At 52.5% G+C, this 15,650-nt stretch carries 11 protein-coding genes and 1 pseudogene; 8 read left to right on the plus strand and 4 right to left on the minus strand.

The features are described from left to right. Positions 1 to 95: 95 nt before the first annotated feature. Positions 96 to 1,271 (plus strand): tyrosine-type recombinase/integrase, encoded by a 1,176-nt coding sequence (locus SH527x_RS03310; RefSeq protein WP_437193234.1) that lies wholly within the window; start codon positions 96 to 98, stop codon positions 1,269 to 1,271. Here the strand turns inward: SH527x_RS03310 and SH527x_RS03315 are convergent. After that, positions 1,261 to 1,509, minus strand: a complete 249-nt coding sequence (locus SH527x_RS03315; protein WP_437193235.1) for a helix-turn-helix domain-containing protein — start codon at positions 1,507 to 1,509, stop codon at positions 1,261 to 1,263. The two genes, SH527x_RS03310 and SH527x_RS03315, sit on opposite strands and share 11 nt — an antisense overlap. Before the next feature lie 202 nt (positions 1,510 to 1,711). Between SH527x_RS03315 and SH527x_RS03320 the strand changes: the two genes are divergently transcribed. The 4 genes from SH527x_RS03320 to SH527x_RS03335 all read left to right on the plus strand — a co-directional run bounded on the left by SH527x_RS03320 (position 1,712) and on the right by SH527x_RS03335 (position 5,744). Next, positions 1,712 to 3,037, plus strand: a complete 1,326-nt coding sequence (locus tag SH527x_RS03320) for a hypothetical protein (protein WP_437193236.1) — start codon at positions 1,712 to 1,714, stop codon at positions 3,035 to 3,037. Between the two features lie 141 nt (positions 3,038 to 3,178). Further along, positions 3,179 to 3,385 (plus strand): hypothetical protein, encoded by a 207-nt coding sequence (locus SH527x_RS03325; RefSeq protein ID WP_437193237.1) that lies wholly within the window; start codon positions 3,179 to 3,181, stop codon positions 3,383 to 3,385. A gap of 13 nt (positions 3,386 to 3,398) precedes the next feature. Continuing rightward, positions 3,399 to 4,607 carry a recombinase family protein gene (locus SH527x_RS03330; protein ID WP_437193238.1) on the plus strand — a complete coding sequence of 403 codons (1,209 nt, stop codon included), beginning with the start codon at positions 3,399 to 3,401 and terminating at the stop codon, positions 4,605 to 4,607. 90 nt (positions 4,608 to 4,697) lie between these two features. Beyond that, on the plus strand, positions 4,698 to 5,744 hold the full coding sequence (locus tag SH527x_RS03335) for a hypothetical protein (protein ID WP_437193239.1): 1,047 nt from the start codon (positions 4,698 to 4,700) through the stop codon (positions 5,742 to 5,744). Between the two features lie 352 nt (positions 5,745 to 6,096). Here SH527x_RS03335 and SH527x_RS03340 read toward each other — a convergent pair. After that, a pseudogene (locus SH527x_RS03340) lies at positions 6,097 to 6,794 on the minus strand (IS5 family transposase). A gap of 68 nt (positions 6,795 to 6,862) precedes the next feature. Between SH527x_RS03340 and SH527x_RS03345 the strand changes: the two are divergent. From SH527x_RS03345 to SH527x_RS03355, 3 genes are all read left to right on the plus strand, one after another. Then, positions 6,863 to 7,948, plus strand: a complete 1,086-nt coding sequence (locus tag SH527x_RS03345; protein WP_437193240.1) for an IS630 family transposase — start codon at positions 6,863 to 6,865, stop codon at positions 7,946 to 7,948. A 1,501-nt stretch (positions 7,949 to 9,449) separates the two neighbouring features. Next, positions 9,450 to 10,064, plus strand: coding sequence for a hypothetical protein (locus tag SH527x_RS03350; protein ID WP_437193241.1), 615 nt, complete (start codon positions 9,450 to 9,452; stop codon positions 10,062 to 10,064). Next, entirely contained in the window at positions 10,051 to 11,346 is a 1,296-nt protein-coding gene (locus SH527x_RS03355) for a reverse transcriptase domain-containing protein (RefSeq protein ID WP_437193242.1), read from the plus strand. The genes SH527x_RS03350 and SH527x_RS03355 overlap by 14 nt, the downstream gene beginning before the upstream one ends. A gap of 435 nt (positions 11,347 to 11,781) precedes the next feature. Here SH527x_RS03355 and SH527x_RS03360 read toward each other — a convergent pair whose 3' ends face one another. Together SH527x_RS03360 and SH527x_RS03365 are read right to left on the minus strand one after the other, a co-directional pair. Next, entirely contained in the window at positions 11,782 to 15,210 is a 3,429-nt protein-coding gene (locus SH527x_RS03360) for a M56 family metallopeptidase (protein WP_437193243.1), read from the minus strand. Continuing rightward, entirely contained in the window at positions 15,207 to 15,605 is a 399-nt protein-coding gene (locus SH527x_RS03365) for a BlaI/MecI/CopY family transcriptional regulator (RefSeq protein WP_437193244.1), read from the minus strand. Before SH527x_RS03365 ends, SH527x_RS03360 begins: the two co-directional genes overlap by 4 nt. Between the last annotated feature and the right edge of the window lie 45 nt (positions 15,606 to 15,650).

Consider the following 15,650-nt stretch of genomic DNA (forward strand, 5'->3'; position numbering starts at 1 on the left):
TGAATAAGGAGCCCAGCCAGTTGCCGCTGGCTGGGCTCTAAGCAAACCTTTCGGCTCGCTCTGGTGTTTTCTTCACTTTGAGCTGGAGGTTTTTCATGGCCCGTGTTCCCAAACCTTGGTATTGGAAGTCACGTCGCAGCTGGTTCGTTACGATTGACGGACAAAGACATTCGCTTGGTCCCGACAAGAAGCAAGCCTCGGATCGCTTCTATGAGCTGATGGGGCGTCCACGTGCCTGTCGGTCGATGACAGGCACCGTGGTCGAGATCATCGACACATTTCTGGACTGGGTGCAAAAGCATCGCTCTGCTGACACCTATGAGTGGTATCGCTATCGCCTGCAGCGCTTTGCAGAGGCCCATCCCGATCTGCGCACGGATGAATTGAAACCATTTCACGTGCAGAGGTGGGTCGACAGATACGACGGGTTGTCGAAAACGTCGCGACGAAACTATACGCGGAGCGTCAAACGCTGTGTGAAGTGGGCGTTGCAGCAGGGGTACATCGCGCTTGATCCGATCGCGAACATGGAAGTTCCCGGAGGGGAGCGAAAAGAAGTCTTTATTTCTGAGGAGGAATATGCCCGCATCCTTTCCTGCTGTCCAGAAGAAGCCTTTCGGGATTTGGTTGTCATCACTTGGGAGACTGGGTGCCGACCTCAGGAGTTGTTGCGGGTGGAGGCCCGCCATGTCGATCTGGAGAACAGCCGATGGATCTTTCCTCCCAGCGAGTCCAAAGGAAAGAAGGCTCCCCGCATCGTCTATCTCACAGAAACTGCCTTGGAGATTACGCGCTGCAGGATGGGACAGTTCTCGACTGGGACGCTGTTTCGGAATTCGCACGGAATGTCCTGGACAACAGACGCCGTTAACTGCGGATTCGATCGAGTTCAGCGACGCATGGGGATTAGGGAGATGGCTCATCAGGAAATCGTCATTTCTCCAGAGGCTGTCGCTGCATTTGCACAAACCTTGTCCCCCACAAAACGGGTGAAGGGGAAAACGACACAGAAAACCCCGGCCGAATTGCGGGCGGAAGCGCGCTTGAAACTGCGAAACCGGCAGGCGGTCCAACTGGTCCCCCGGTATTCCCTGTATGCTTTGCGACATTCCTGGGCGACACATGCCCTGCAGTCGGGACTGGATGGTTTGACCGTGGCGGTCCTGATGGGACATTCTGATCCCAGCACGTTGGCCCGCGTTTATCAGCACCTGTCTCATAATCCGGAACACCTGTTGAAACAGGCCAGAAAAGCCGCGGCTAGATCTTGATGTGTTTGAGTCGGCGGGGACGAGGCGAGCGAGCAGTGGTTGGAGCTGTCGGCAGTTGCCGGCAACTTTCCAGGTACTGCTCGATTTCTCGCTCGGAAATGCGGATTGCCCCGCGCCCCACGCCGATGCGATAGCACGGGAGTTTCCCCGCATTCACCAACGCGTAGATGGTTGCAGTGCTGACCCCCAGCCTCTCCGCCGTGGTAGCGACATTAAGCATTCTGTCGAGCGGATTCATCCTTGATTCCATACTTTTAAGCTGCACAATCAGGGAGTGATTACGTCATGCTATCGGAGGAGGCCGGAGTGTGGTTCAAATCCCCTCCCGTCGGCTCCTTCCGCCACTGTCCTTCCTCCGAAAGTAATCAGTCGCGATCACGTGGCGATCACGCGATCCAAAATCCAGCGTGATTCCATCCTTTTGCTGACGAGTGTGACACATGACTCGACTTGAGTTGGCAATCCGCAACTATGACCGGTTGCAGAGAACAGAAGCGAATTTGTCTTTCAATCCGACAGCGCTCGACGTTTGGTTCCGAGAAGACGTGACACCTGCATTGGAACAGATCACGCACACTCGGCGATTCCGCGATCTTGCTTTATGGCCGCTGAAAACTTTGAAACCGGGCGCAGGGACGCCTGAAAGAATGGCCATCGAGGAGGTCGCGCGGTCTTTAAACCTCTGTGCCCAAGTGCTTTCAAAGTACTGCAATCAGAAACTGGTTCTCAGGGAACTTAAAAAACGATTCCCACCTCAGCCTCGCGTGATTTCTGAAACGATCGAATGCTGTGGAGACGGGACGCGTTTATTAGAGCGCGAAATGGGAACACACGATCCACTCAAATTCGACTTGCACCAGCTCGCGTGTGAATGCGACCGTTCAGTGCGGGAGTTCGTGAATCCGAATGATTATTTTGAGCCTGAATCTCAATGGACTTTCAGTCCGACCCACAAACCCGTTCAGCATGCATCGACCGTGGTCGCGTTGAATCCAGATCTGCTGCCGGTTGGGAACTTTATCGTGCGACGGATGCTGGCACGTATCGAAGAGGTGGAGAACCTGCTTCAGGGAGTGCGTCGGCGATTACTTGCAGTACTCAATTCAATGATTCAGAGAGATGCTCCGGCGGTAAGCGAGTTGCAGGAGGCTTGGGAGAATCTGAGAAGAGCGAACAGGCAAATGGAACCCCTTTTCCGCTCTACAGGAAAGCTTCTCTTGGTTGACAGCTGTATCGCCTGTACCCAGATGTATGCGGCAATCCATCACGAGCCCGATCTCCAGTGGATCGACATTGATGAAAATTTAGCGGCAATCGGGATTGGGAGTCTTCGATCGCGTCTTAGCGGTTTGCATTCATTGGCAGCGCTGGACCGGCTTGCGGCGCATCTCACGACATTGAGAACTCTCAATGTCGGGGGGGAGAATGAACCTGACTTCTGGGGGAGTGCCATTGCTTGCGGTGGACTAGCATTGAATCGATCAACGTCAGAGGCGTTCTGGCAGGAAGCACCTCTTAGTCTGACGGAGTTGCAGTTTAAGTGTCTCTGGTTGTTGGCAACCGAGGCTCTAAAACATCGCAGTGCGAATCTCCAGGAGCTGTATGGTGAGCTACAGGCTCATACGACGTCGACATACTCGTCTTTAATGAATCGCCTTCGGACAAAACTTCCTCAGGATTTGCGAAACGCCATCGAGTGTGTGAATGGAAGTTTAGGGCACTACCGTTTGAATAAAGATCAAGAAGAAATTCATTTGATCCAGTAACAGTCCCTCTCAAGGGGACAGCGGAACTAATTTTTAACGATCACGCGATTTTCGCGTTGGCGTGATCAGCACGTGATCGAGAACCTTTATTGTCGCGGCCAGTGGGACTCCACTGGCCTTTCTTTTTAGAAGGAGGGGCCCGTGAAACCTATCGTCTCAACACCCGATTTCGAACAACTTGCGAGCCTCGTCGCAACGGGAGAAATCCTCTTCCCTGAGGGGCTGGCGGAAAGCCAGCAACAGGAACTTGCTGAACGTGTGAGAAAACTTCGCCGACACCGATTATTACAGGTCGTTGCGCGAGCCATCGTCTTCGACTTGGAACGTCAGAGACTCACTAGACATTAACTTGGAGTTTAGCATGCGAAACATTGACTGGAATATGCCTTTTTCTGTTGTCGTTTACTTGAGAATGAGTTCTGACAGGCAGAATCCGCGCAGTCCTGATCAGCAATTATCTGAAATTAAACGCATCCTGAATCAACAGAAGCGTCCCTGGAAAATCCAGGGGGTCTATCGTGATGACGCGATCTCCGGAAGGTATGTCCGTCGGCGACCTGAATTTCAGCGGATGCTGAAGGACATTAAGGCTGGAGGAAAAAAATTTGACTTGATCCTCGTTGACACATCAGAGCGGATTGGTCGCAACGATCAAGTCGATGAATTGCGTCGAGATCTGGAAGTCAATCATGGTGTCCTGATTCTCGAAGCCAAAAATGGCTTTGCTGACCCGACAACATCCTCAGGTCGCCTATTCACGAAAGTCGACACTTTTCGTGCTACTCAAGAAAATGAGATTAAGGCGCATCAGGTGCGACGCGGAAAGATTGATGCCGTTGAACGCGGTCTCTGGCCGGGAGGACCTCCTCCTTTTGGATTCCGATTGGAAACAATCTTTGATCCATTAGGCAGCGGAAAAGTTATCGGAACGCGCCCTGTCCCTGATCCCCAAACGGCATGGATAGCGCAGCGTATGTTTCAAATTGCTCGCGAACGCTGTTGGGGCCAGGACCGGGTGACGCGTTTTCTCAGAAATGATCCGGAAATACCTCAGCATCTTAGAAATTTCCATACGGCTACGATCGGACGCCGCCTGAAAAATCCCCTCTATATGGGGAAGATGATCTTTAACTCGGTAACTAAGAAAATTGTTGAAGACATTCATGTGGTGGAACGGAATCCCTCTGACCAATGGATCATTAAGTCCGACTTTTGTACCGCTATTGTATCTCCTCAGGAATTTCAGGAAGCGCAGCTTGCTCGACTGACGCGGGCGGCCCAACAGAAGCGTGGGACTCAGCGCAGTTTTTCTGATGGAAAACTCCTCCCACCGGTTGTGCGGGGGCAGGTTCTGAAAAATTTTCTATCAGGGCTAGTTGTTTGCGCTGAATGCAAAGCAGCGATGCATGCCACCATCTCGGGAACAAAATCGAAGTCCGGAAAATCCTACTCGTACTACACCTGCCCTCTGAGTCGCTCTGGAATGTGTTCGAACAGAACTTCGATTCCGGTCGAATGGCTTGAGAAGTCGATCATCACTCATTTGCGCACGAAATTGTTCGGCTTCTAAATCTTTGGTGCTTTGAATTGATGCCGTGGCCGCCCAAAAAAAGAGGCTGCCACGGCATCACCTTGACCTCTCTAGATAAGGTATTTGACAATGACATCGGACGAACTGATGAAAACGCTGCAGTTTCAGGAACTGGTCTCGCTTGTGCAAATAGAACTCGAAAGAAGACAACAATACGCACCCAATCGCAAGCACGAGTTAGAGCAGGAATTGCAGGCACACACGAAACACGCGAACGGATGGCTTGTTTCGTTAAGCGATCCCAATCTGTCCAGTTCTGTACGCGCTGCAATCCAGGAGCGACTGGATGCGGCTCTGGAGAAGCAACAAAGTCTTCGTCTGCAGATCGGAGAACTGGAGGTACAGGAGGCGACAATTGCGTCTCTTGTCGATCCAGCAGCGATTCTCACTTCTCTGAGTCGGCTCAACGAAGTGTTAACAGCCGATAATCCTACACTGACGAATGTCGAGCTTTCGCTTCACATTGACAAGATTGCCTGTCATCCGAAGGGACGCGTCGTGCTACGGACCTGCCGGCTTGGTTCCTTGAGCAGGGCGGTCGATTTTTTCTCAGAGACTCCGGCCACTCCAGAGCGGGACGCAGAGCCTCACTCCGAAAATTACCAGGTTACGCCTCGGCGGCGTCGACGACGTCGCTATTTCGGCGTCGATCCAGATGATTCTGGATCCTCCGCAGCGTTGGCAGATTTTGCAGCCGATCCGGAGCGGTACTCAGATCTTGCGCCACATTGGTTCGATGAATTTGAGTTTCATGTTCCAGAGATCACGTTTCCGGCAAAGGAGCTTGCCATGGCGGTCGCTGCGGAGCGTAAGAAGGGGCTCACGGAAGCACAATTGGCGGCAATGTTTAACGTCTCCAATCCCACTATTCGGAAGGCTTTGCGAATCGCTAAGCAAAGCGATCCTGAATTGGCAGCGATGCCGTGGCGAGTTCAGAACAAGCGCCGCTGGCATGAAGAGCATGCTGATCAAGTGGCAGCGGCGAAAGCCGCCGGCATGAGCATGGCCGAAATGGTCACACATTTTGAAAAGAGCGACACGACAATCCGAAAAGCATTACAGAATGCGGGAGTTCATCTTCCGAAGCCTCGAAAGCAGCCGGAGAACGCCATCTGACGCTTCTGACGTCATTTCCAAGAGTTGGCCGGGCAGAGCCTCGGTCAACTCTTTTTTTTAGATCACAGATAATTTGTCCCACGTTTGAAAGCCAAATTTCCCTTAACGTTAGGGAAAGGAAACATGCTTCGCTTCCCAAGGCTGACAGGGTCCTGTATGAGGAGAAAAACGAAACCATTTACGGATAAAATTGATTATTCCCTGCAAGTTCCGGTCGAACAACTTTCTTTTTTCTCCCCCACGCAGTCCTGGGTGCATGCTGGTTGTCACCAGTTCAATTCTCGCGAGAGCCTGTTATGAACTCTGTGCCCCAAGTGGGGCGTACTCGAGAAGAAGGGCTCCCCTGGCAACATCAGTGCCAGACTGCCTGGACTTCGGCCAGTCGTTCATCGTCACGTGCCAGTCTGCGAGATCGTCACAGCCAGGCAAACGTCCGTTCGACCACCCAGCGACGAGGGAAGAGGACGAACCCTTTCTTGGCCTAAGGGAGTTTGACGACCCGGAGTTCCACTCCTTGGGCCGCGGCAGCCTCTTCCGCTTATTCACCGGTATATCCCTGATCGACATAGGCCACTTCAACTGACTGGCCTGTGGCTTCTTGCACGGCAGCGCAGAGTTCCGAAACTTGGGCGCGATCCTGTAAGTCCGCGCTTGACCTTCAAGGCCCATAGGTGCCCCAGCGTGTCAATTGCCACATGAACCTTCGAACTCTTTTTTCATTTTCCGCCATCGTACCCAGTCCGAGCACCACTCTTCGGCGTGGACTGCATGACTCGTGCATCCATGATCGTTGCTGAGGGGGGGCTCTCGTCTCTGGGCCGCACGAGCCACCTCACGCAGATCATGCGCAATGTGTTCGAAAACGCAGGGATCCAGCCAACGACGGGCCTGTTGATAAACCACCGGCCACGGAGGAAACACATGGGGCATGAAACACCACTGAGCGCCTGTTCGCACCAGCCAGCGCATAGCGTTGAACACTGCTCGAAGTGAGTGCACCCGCTGCGAAGAATCCTCTTTCACCAGCGTCAAATAGGGGGCTAGTGTAATGTCTCCTAATTGGGGGAACTTATTTCGATTGGCTGGCGTCTGATCCTCAGAACAAGGAGGATCAGACAATGCGAATAGCCAAGGCGATTGAGTTGACGGACGAAGACCGCGCCACGCTGACGAAGTGGGCACGGGGACGCAGCACGCCTGTGCGGTTGGTGCAACGGGCCAGGATTGTGCTGGCGGCTGCCCAGGGATTGGAGAACCAGGAGATTGCCCAGGCGTTGGGATGCACTCGCCGCACGGTCAGCACATGGCGGAATCGCTATGCTCAATTGGGGCTCCCAGGTATTCAGCAGGATGCTCCCCGGGGAGGCCGAACTCCGGTTGTCCGTCGTGAAGTGGAAGCAGAGATCATTCGCAAGACGACGCAGGAAACGCCGGTGAATGCCACCCAGTGGAGCGTCCGCTCTATGGCCCAAGCGATGGGGGTGAGTCATTCCACCGTCCAGCGAATCTGGCATGATCATGGCCTGCAACCGCATCGGGTGAAGACCTTCAAGGTCTCCAACGATCCGAAGTTTGCCGAGAAACTCGTGGATGTGGTCGGACTGTATCTCGATCCACCAGAACATGCGCTGGTGCTGTCCTGTGACGAGAAGAGCCAGATTCAGGCTCTGGACCGGACGCAGAAAAGCCTGCCGTTTTATCCCGGTCGTCTGAAGACACTCACACACGATTACAAACGCAATGGAACCACCACGCTCTTTGCAGCGATTGAATTGGCCGAAGGCAAAATCATTGCGGACTGCATGCCTCGCCATCGCCACCAGGAATGGATCAGGTTCCTCAAACAGATTGACGCCGAAACATCTTCGGAACTCGATCTCCATCTGATCGTGGACAACTACGCCACACACAAACACCCGAAGGTGCTCAACTGGCTGAAGCGACACAAACGCTTTCACATCCACTTCATCCCGACGAGCAGTTCCTGGCTGAATGTGATCGAACGCTGGTTCCGGGACATCACCCAGAATCGGATTCGCAACGGGGTGTTCAAGAGTGTTGAGCAACTGCAAGCAGCCATCAAGCAGTACATCGACCACCACAATGCGAACCCGAAAACCTTCGTCTGGACCAAGAAAGCCGAAGACATTCTGAAAAAAGTCGCCCGGGCTCGAAAGGCCCTGAATAAGATCCCATCTGGCTGAGACAATACACTAGAAAGGCCACCCGTCATTCGTGACGTCACTGGGGTAAAGCATCCGTGGATTGCTCATCCACGGACACTACTCAAATTTCAATACTGAAGTCCATAACAGGCTTTATCGTCAAGGAGATTGTGACATCTCTTGAGAGTTCCTGGCATTCGCTTCTACTGCTAATAGGCTTCTCACGGCCAACATTCTCAACACCCATTGGTTCCGCTGGTGTTATCGATAACATGATTCGCTGTGTTGGTCGCAATCAACTGGCGTCCTGAAGCTACGAGATTTCTCGCAACTCAAGTCGTGTGCGAAGATACTGTGCAATTGATTACCAGCGATCTTCTCGAGATCTTCGATATCCGACGAACATTCTTAACATCCTCAGTCTATCGTAAAGATCTCCGTCCGCACTCTCATGAGGGGGACCTATCCCAGACCGTCAAGTTTAACAAAGTAATAAAATCTCTAAGTCGGGACAGACTTGCCGTCGGTATTAGTACGTGATACCAGAATAGGGGGCCAATGGGAGCGAAATTCAGTCGTCACTCTGGGGCGTTATATTTGGATCATTCAATAGAGGGTATCACCAGTGATGAATCAAGTGACCATCAGACGGGACCGTCAACTCATCAGAATTCATCCGTATGTCCCACCACTGGATGATTTCACGACCTCGATTTACCGTGCGGGCAAGGACAGCGAGTATGGAATCAAGCTCGGGAGAGTGGATTGGGAGCTAATCGAAATGGATAAGCACGGCAATGGTGTTGCGTGTGCGGGTCTGGAATCGGTTATCAGGGCTCACCTGGAAAGTCAAGGATACCAAGTTTTTCCTCCGCATGGGCATCAGCGGGGACTCCCGACTCCTCAAAGAATCCGCGGAAGATCGCGAAATCCGATCGATGTGGAACTTTTGAATTTCATCCAAACTCATGAGCGGGGAATTATTCGCTATTTTGATAAAAGTATGCGTGCGGATTCCGTCGACATCGTTTGGCTCCTGAGGCAAATCGATCGTGCGTGGCCTCAACATCGAAAGCTCGTCATCTGCAGTCGGCATACAGATGTTGCATTTCTCGCCAGGCGGCTTCCTGGATCGAGCGCGATCATTTCCAACGTATCCTTTGAGCCCCCCCTTCCACAATTTGTCATTTCATCCTATCGATACTCCGGCAGCAATGGGGCGGATCTCAGGTCAGTGAAGATTTGTATTGCATTGAATGCACACGAAAGTTTTTCTTATCTGCCAGCTCGCATCAAAAACTGGAAAGACGAATACCAGGATGTACAGCCGATCCGAAATAGGTGGTTTGAAAGGCTTCCTCTAAACGTGAAGGTCTTTGGATTGTTACCTGCGAGTCTTCGCCTCAACGTCTTACAGCGGGACACTCTACTTTCGCAGTTTGGACATGAGGTTTTCACAATTCCTCAGCACGGGAGTGTTCAACGACGTGTTCATCCAGTTTACATTCCCTTCGAACATCGTGGAAGGAGATCCCAAGATGTGCGCGTCGTGGATGTCAAACGCTACGTCTGGAGATCGCAGAAGCGAAATGGTGCGCTTGCACAACTCGTTTATGAACTCACCCGCGATCCGCATTGGACTTTGCAAGCAGTAGGTCGAGATTGTTCCTCCATCCAGATGAAAATTGACCGTCCTCGGATTGGAATTCTGGTCGATTCGGTGGATCACGCTTTTCACTTGGCAAAGAAATTACCAGAGGCCAGTGTTTCTGTTGGAACGCCGATCAACACAGCTGCATGGGCAGCTCCTTTGAAAGCATGGGCGGAAGATTATGCGAAATCGACTGCTCCGCTCAGGGACACCGTTATCACAACGCACGCTGGGATGTCAGCAATAGGACGTGTGAATATCCTGATTAATGCGACCACAGCTCCGGCTCCGCCTCGTCTACCCGACGAGCAGCTCTGCAGCGCAAATCCCGAAGACGAATTATTGTTGTTAGACATTCAAGACACAGATGGCGGTCTGTTGACGAAACACAGCCAATCCCGGATGGAACTCTATAAGCGAATGCCCGTGGATACCGCGTGCGCAAAAGCAGCATTGTTGACCTTCTTAAGGACGCGAGAGGAATGGCAGGATGATGAATTCTGAAGGATACTTTGAGCGTCCGAACCGCTTCGCATTGAGACCTGAAGGTCAGCGTTACTGGCTGTTGAGACGTCAGCGACGCTTAAGAGAAAAACTACTTGAAAGCCAACAGATTACGCTCGAGGACATCGCTAACCGTGATTTACTCTATCGTGCGTACAAATATCTTGATGAGAATTGTGGCCACGCGCCGGGGCTGGATGGGATCTGCTACGGAGATCTTGCCCCTTCGGAGATGGGATTCATCTGTGGAAAATTAGCCTCTGTTCTTAAAGATTTGACTTATCGTCCCCAACCAACCCGAAAGGTCATCCTTCAGAAACGCGACGGAGGGCAGCGTGTGTTAAAACTGGGGGTCATTCTCGACCGAATTGTCGGAAGAGCTTTGTACGAAGTTTTGGGACATGTCTGGGATCAAATCTTTCTTGAGAATTCCTATGGTTTTCGGCAGGGAAAAAATACGTTCAACCTGCTGGCCAGATTCCTGCATGAGATGCAGACCGAAGGACGGTGGATCGTAGCAGTTGCAGACGTCCAACAAGCGTTTGACAACGTACATCAGGATGACCTGAAGAAGTTGCAAGAGGACGCAGCAGCACAGCTGTCTTCCAATTCCTCATCAGAATTGATCACGATTGACGGAGGTGTGCTAAAGCTGGCAATGATCCTCATACAGGGGGCAGAATCTTGGCGAGAATGTGGGATAGATCAAGGTGGGAACTATTCCCCAGTCGCATTAAATCTTATCATGCATTACGCGCATGATCTTCTGCTCCAGGCAGAGGGCTTGCGACTCTGGTACAGATATGCTGACAATTTGGTGTATCTTGTACAGAGTGTGACGGATGGCCGGCAATGTCTTGTCAGAGTTGATGAACGTCTCCGTTCTTATGGACTGCAGTTGAAAGCGAATCAAGATGTGACCGATCTTAATGAACGCGGGACTGAAATTCAGATCCTGGGATTTGGGATTCGGCGATCATCTGCTGGGGAACCAGTTATTCGCTTTGGATTGCATGCCTGGAAAACTCTAGAGGAGAAATTGCACGAGGCTCATGGTGCCGATGCTCCTGATCAAGCGGCACTCGGATTGATCACGGGGTGGATCGATGCATATGGGCCAGCCATGCAGCAGCGAGAGCGAGTTGCAACCAAGATCCTCAATTATCTCGCGTCGTACGGGTTTCGAGAGATCTCTCGAGATACGGTACGGGGAAAGATTGATGGATCTAGGAAGAGGTGGGACACTCTTTTTCGAAAGACGATCCGCCTTCTTCAACGGTAACATGCCTAAAGGCTTGTTTAGTGAGCTCCGCAGCACTTAGTTTTCCGGCGACGACACGCCGAGGCCGGGGCAGTACACCTGCCTCGGCTTTTTTCTTGAATAGTTCTGGTGGCTGTGAAGAAACATTCTCAGAACAAAGAGCTTTTGACTCCCACCTGTGGGTGATCAAGTTCTGAGTTCGCCTTGAAGAGTGGGAGAGAACCGAGTGTTCTTTGCGACTAATACGTGATTTACTCGTCCCGATGTGAGAACCAATTGGACGAACGGATCGATCACTTTAGGGTGAAAAACCGATTCTTTTGCGCATCGGGGCCGATCAACTAGAACCTATTGTGCTTGCTCCTTCGAGCGAATGATCCATGGCTCGTTGACGGGCTCGATTCGCTTCAGTACCTGAGTCCCGACGCCAAATCTCTGCCGAAAATGTCGCGCAGTTCAGAATTCGAACTCGATTGTGATTGGGGAGATTTCGTGTTCAGGAGTCGGCCTATATTTTCGGGTGGCTGCCTGTCCCTTCTGGATACCGTAGCCAACCTCGATCTTGACCTCTTCATCAGGGAGGTTGCTGAAGCGGAATTGGCCTTGTGAATTTGTCACCGCTTCGGCGAAGTAATGATTCTGATATTGAATGGCAGATTCTCCTGCAATGGCGAACAACCGTTGCCCGGTCACCGGTTGACCACCTTTATCGACGAGTATCCCTTCCAGAAACAGACCCGGTGAGAGCTTCACGTCCACCGTCCGACCTGCTTGGAGCGATACGACTTGGTTCCGGTAGTCCTTCGTTGGCGTCACGATGGCTTGGTAGTCAGAGATCATTTCAGGATTGATCTCAGGGATCAAAAGCTCTCCTGAATCATTCGTGGTTTCACCTGACCAACCTGCGTTACATAGAGGATGTCTAAGAAAAATGGCGAAGGGAACTCCCCTGATCGGATTACCTTGCGGGTCGAGCACTCGAACTCCTGCGGAGACCGGTTTCGGGAGCTGCAATTTGAATTCAGGCAGCGCGTGTTGCTCGGTCATCGTGAACTTCGGGCCCAACAGATAGAACTTCTCGCGGCTTGCTTTCAGGCGACATTCTGCCCCGAATGGGATAGGAGTAATAAAAAATTCTCCGGCTGTGTTTGACTGGACGCTAATGGACCATTCTGTTGTAGTCGTTCCACGTGACGCTGGCTTCGTGAGGACCGTCGACACGGTCACATTGACTAAGGAGGCCGGAGTCCCATCGGAATTGAATACGATGCCGCGTGCCGCTCCAGCCGGATCGACAGGTATCTCGACTCGATACTTTCCCTCCCCTTCCGGGATATGCGCTTCGAAGTTGCGATCCACCAGCGTGAAGCCGATCAAGTAGTCTTTAACCCCTCCCATTTCGCACGGAACTCGTAGGGTTGTCAGCGCTCGACCACCTTCCAAGGCGACACTCTCTTGCTGATATGTTGACTCTTCTCCGGGAGAATGACGATTCTCCGATAGCTCTAAAGTTCCGCGAGGCAATACAACTTCGTTCCCCTTCTTAAACACGAGTTCCACGTCCCGCTTCTGGGGTTGCGGGGATGCCTTCAGATCAATGACGAGATCAGAAACAGACCTAGTGATCTCCCGTTGGACTCGCTGTTTATCGAAACTGAATTCCAATTTTCCTAATGGAAGATGATCGATGCGGAAAGGAGATTCTCCATTGACGGGATTCAGCATGAGTTGTGTGTCGAAAAAGAGATCCTGCTCATCGCGAAATTCTGCGTCTCGCGGGATCAGTCGGTAGGTTGTGTATTTTCTCTTCAAGGACTCAAACTGCTCCGATGTTCCTCGGATTATGCCGGAAACCGTCACTCCCTCTTGCAGTTGGACGACAAGTCCTTGATCGCCTGGCTGAACGTACTTTAGGAATGAATAGGCATAATCGGGATGTTCCACGAGAAAATCATAAACCGTACCATCCAGCAGTTGGTCCAGTACAAACTCGCCCATCTCATTTGAGGTCGCCCAGGCTGGCTCACTTGTCCTGCTCAAATCCGTGTGCTGAGGCCGACGCCTCCGGCGAACTTTTAACGTCGCTCCTGAGAGCGGTGCACCATCCGGGCTAAGGATCTTGCCACTGGCGAGCTTAGCCCGAGTCATTTGTAGTTCCAGCGGGCCACCCCCTTTCAGAACCCGTCCGGGAACCTCCAGTTTTTGAAAACCGGGGGCTGTGATTGAGAAACTGTAGCTGTGTTCGAGATCAAGATTGTTCAGGACTGTGGAACCGTTCGAATCGGTTTCCGCATTTTGTGGAATCCCGAACCCTAATCGCGAGACTTTCACGGAAGCCATCACCTTCGCCTTTGGGACTGGGCGACCCGTATGATCGGAAATCTTCACGGTCAACGGAACGCCGCGTTTCAAGACGACAGCAACATCCTTAATCTCCGCAGTTTTTCCGGAAACAAACGGACCTGCGACAGAGGTTGCATACCCGTCACCTTTGAACTGAAGCCAGGAAACTCCCCGAGAGACTTCAACGCGAAATTGGTCGGTTTTCTTACCTTCGACACTTCCTGCAGTAGACGAGATTCCATTATTGCCGTGTTGAGTGCCAGAGCTAATCCATGTCAACTTAGGCAGCGGACCGCCATCCTCGGTGCGGAGCGTGCCACTGATGACCAGACGTTCCGTGTCGTTGGCGGGCTGCGGACTGACTTCGTCAGAGACCTTCGCCAGCGCGGTCACGCGTTCCTGATCGGTGAGGAACTGGGCTGCTGTGATTACCGCCAGATCGCTTCCTTTCTGCAACAGAAAGACAGCCACAATCATGACCACCAGCAGAGCAAGTGCTGCTGGCCAGGCGAAACGGCCTTCCCTTGCAGCATTTGGAGTGACCAGTCGCCGCACACGATCCAAGAGGGAACCGGAGCGTTCGTCGGCAAAGGTGATCGCTGGAATTTGCTGTCTTACAGTGAGCTTTTCTGCGATCTCCACAAGAGTCTGGGCATAAGTCACCGGGCTGGCAGACAGTCGGGCTCCCCACGCATCACAACAGGCTTCTCGTTCAATGCGAACCTGACGACTGATCCACCACACGGTCGGATTGAAGAACAACAACGATTCCAGGACTTGCTGGCAGAAATTCACTAAATCATCCCAGCGGCGGATGTGAGCAAGTTCGTGCGTCAACACCGCGCGCCACTGTTCCGGTGTCATCCCCATGACAAGGGAAGTGGGAATCAGAATGGCTGGGGACAGTGTTCCCAGCACGCAAGGCCCCATTGCCTGAAGCGACGCGATCAACCCCACTCGTCGACGAATTCTCATCCGGCTTTTGAGCGAAGCAAACAATTCGACGACAGCCGGATCGCGGATCGGTTCTCCACGCCTCCATGTGGCCGCTGCGGATCGATGACGCACGCAGCGGAGCAGGCAGAAAACAACCCCGAGTGCCCAAAACCCAACGAGGTAAGGGCTGAACCGATCCAAGTGATTGAAAATCCATTCCTGCCAGCGAGGCTGTTTTGTGACGCCCCTCTGTCCCGATCGCGTGTCAGCAACGTTGTCATAGACTGGCGGAATGCCGACGGGAGGAGCTGTCAAGATTGTTGGATCGCTCTCCTGAATGTCTACCGCCCTCTCTCCTATTGTTGCAGCGGTCAACGTTGCCGCTGGAAGACGGAGGATGGACCATGTAACCAGAACTCCGAGCGCCAAGCCGATCAGGCACCCCAAGCTGGCTGAATAACGGAGGTTCGGTTTTGAACGTGGAATCAAAGTCAGTACGATCGCGAGCAACAGGCTCCAGAGCACCCCTTGCCAAAGCGAATGGAGCAGTGACCAGTAGAGAGAGCCTGCGGCGGGGCTGGAGAACCAGAACATTAACGAAGTCATTGCTCGTCTCCATTCTTGCCAGCCTCTCTCGCGGCCTGACTGATCACTTTACGGATTTGTTTCAAATCCTCCGCTGAAATCTCAGTGGCATTCATCAGAGCCTGCACAACCTTGGCCGGGTTTCCGGAGAAAAGGTGGTTAAGCATTGTCTTCAACACCGGTTGAACGACTTCCTCATGAGTGACCAGAGGGCGGTAGATATGAGTCAGCCCTTCCCGGCGATGCGTCACCAGTTTCTTCCGTTCCATGCCCTGCAATATTGTCAGCACGGTCGTGTAGGCACGTTCCTTTCCGTCCGGTAGCAGCGGCAACAGATCCCGCACGCTGAGCGGCCCCTGCTCCCACAGCACTCCCAGCACCTGCAACTCCAGTTCGGACGGCTTCGCAGCTTTCAATTGACTCTCCTACTATTACTCCAGTAGATACTACAGTACCAGTAG

This window comes from Planctomicrobium limosum (assembly GCF_051465645.1).
Lineage (GTDB): Bacteria > Planctomycetota > Planctomycetia > Planctomycetales > Planctomycetaceae > Planctomicrobium.

Coding starts and splice junctions, on each gene's coding strand:
- SH527x_RS03335 (WP_437193239.1), top strand. CDS start 4,698: ATGACATCGGACGAACTGATGAAAACGCTGCAGTTTCAGGAACTGGTC.
- SH527x_RS03310 (WP_437193234.1), top strand. CDS start 96: ATGGCCCGTGTTCCCAAACCTTGGTATTGGAAGTCACGTCGCAGCTGG.
- SH527x_RS03345 (WP_437193240.1), top strand. CDS start 6,863: ATGCGAATAGCCAAGGCGATTGAGTTGACGGACGAAGACCGCGCCACG.
- SH527x_RS03315 (WP_437193235.1), bottom strand. CDS start 1,509: ATGAATCCGCTCGACAGAATGCTTAATGTCGCTACCACGGCGGAGAGG.
- SH527x_RS03330 (WP_437193238.1), top strand. CDS start 3,399: ATGCGAAACATTGACTGGAATATGCCTTTTTCTGTTGTCGTTTACTTG.
- SH527x_RS03320 (WP_437193236.1), top strand. CDS start 1,712: ATGACTCGACTTGAGTTGGCAATCCGCAACTATGACCGGTTGCAGAGA.
- SH527x_RS03360 (WP_437193243.1), bottom strand. CDS start 15,210: ATGACTTCGTTAATGTTCTGGTTCTCCAGCCCCGCCGCAGGCTCTCTC.
- SH527x_RS03355 (WP_437193242.1), top strand. CDS start 10,051: ATGATGAATTCTGAAGGATACTTTGAGCGTCCGAACCGCTTCGCATTG.